The sequence below is a fragment of the Neisseria sp. P0021.S005 genome, from assembly GCF_051956955.1.
Window position 1 is genome coordinate 1 of the sequence record NZ_JBQCWY010000752.1, and the last position, 1,429, is coordinate 1,429.

Here is a 1,429-nt window from a genome sequence, read left to right on the forward strand (position 1 = left end):
GAAAAGGGCATGTATCAAACACGCCCTTTTTCAGTTTATCAATAATGCGGCGGAATCTCGTCGCGCAGGCTGTACGGTTCGCGTTCGCCGTTTGCGCCTTTGTCCTGCATCCGTTGATACAGAAGCCGCAACTGGCCTTGTTGCAAATCCAAAGCCTGCTGCATCTTGGCGATGGTGTCGTTCAGGCTGCCGATTAAATCTTCCTGCAAGGCCGTCTGAATTTCCAGCTCGGTGACGCGGTGTTCCAATTCCTGAATATTGCTCATATTACAGCACCATCGCGGCAATCCAGCCTGCAACCATCAGCGGGATATTGTAGTGGATAAAGGTTGGGATAACCGAATCGCGGATGTGGTCGTGCTGACCGTCGGCGTTCAAACCCATGGTCGGGCCGAGCGTTGAGTCGGAAGCGGGGGAGCCGGCATCGCCCAGCGCGCCTGCCGTGCCGACAATGGCCACGGTAGCCATTGGGGAGAAGCCCAAGCTGATGCACAAAGGCACATAAATCGCGGTAATAATCGGCAAAGTGGAGAAAGACGAGCCGATGCCCATGGTTACCAGCAGGCCGACAAACAGCATGGTAAAGGCGGCCATGCCTTTATTGCTTCCGAACAAAGCCATGCTGCGTTCGACCAAAGGCTGAATGTCGCCGGTCGCGTTCATGACGGCGGCGAAACCTTGTGCCGCAATCATAATAAAGCCGACCATCGCCATCATTTTGATGCCTTCGCCGAACACATCACTGGCGGCGGAACGGTTCATCACGCCCAACATCATAAACACGGCAAAGCCCAACATCGCGCCCAATACCAACGAGTTTTCATACAAAAGCTGAATGGCAAAACACACGGCAATCGCCACGGCCGCCACCAAGCTGCGATAGGTTGACGGCTCTTGCTGCTGCACCGCTTCACGGTTGTCTTCCATATCGGCGGCGTTGTTTTGATAAATACGCGGCTTGCGGTAGTGCAAAAAGGCCAGCAGCAAACCGGACACCATGCCCAAAGCCGGAATCGCCATTGCGTGCATTACATTGATGCCGCCGGTGTCCATGCCTGCCGAGCGGATATTGCCCAACATGATGTCGTTCAAGAAGATGGCGCCGAAACCGTAAGGCAGGAACATATAAGTCGTTACCAAGCCAAACGTAATCACGCAGGCCACCAAGCGGCGGTCGAGTTTCAAACGGTTGAACACCAACAGCAGCGGCGGAATAATCATCGGGATAAACGCAATATGAATCGGCACAACGTTTTGGCTCATCACGCCCATGCACAAAATAATCGCCAGCAGCATCCATTTGACCGCGCCTTCGCCTTTCGCATTGCCTTCGCCGCCGTTGAGCTTGCGGATAATCACGCCGGCGAGCTGTTGCGGCAGGCCGGAATGCGTGATGGCCATGGCAAATGCGCCGAGCATGGCATAAGAC

2 protein-coding genes are annotated in these 1,429 nt (G+C 54.8%); both read right to left on the reverse strand.

Annotated elements, in window-relative coordinates; translation table 11 throughout:
- Positions 1-38: 38 nt before the first annotated feature.
- A complete protein-coding gene (locus ACTHUE_RS18985; RefSeq protein ID WP_070814707.1) occupies positions 39-266 on the reverse strand; it encodes a SlyX family protein in 228 nt (75 codons plus the stop codon).
- Between the two features lies 1 nt (position 267).
- A partial coding sequence (locus ACTHUE_RS18990; protein ID WP_440424174.1) for a Na+/H+ antiporter family protein occupies positions 268-1,429 on the reverse strand: 1,162 nt, incomplete at its 5' end.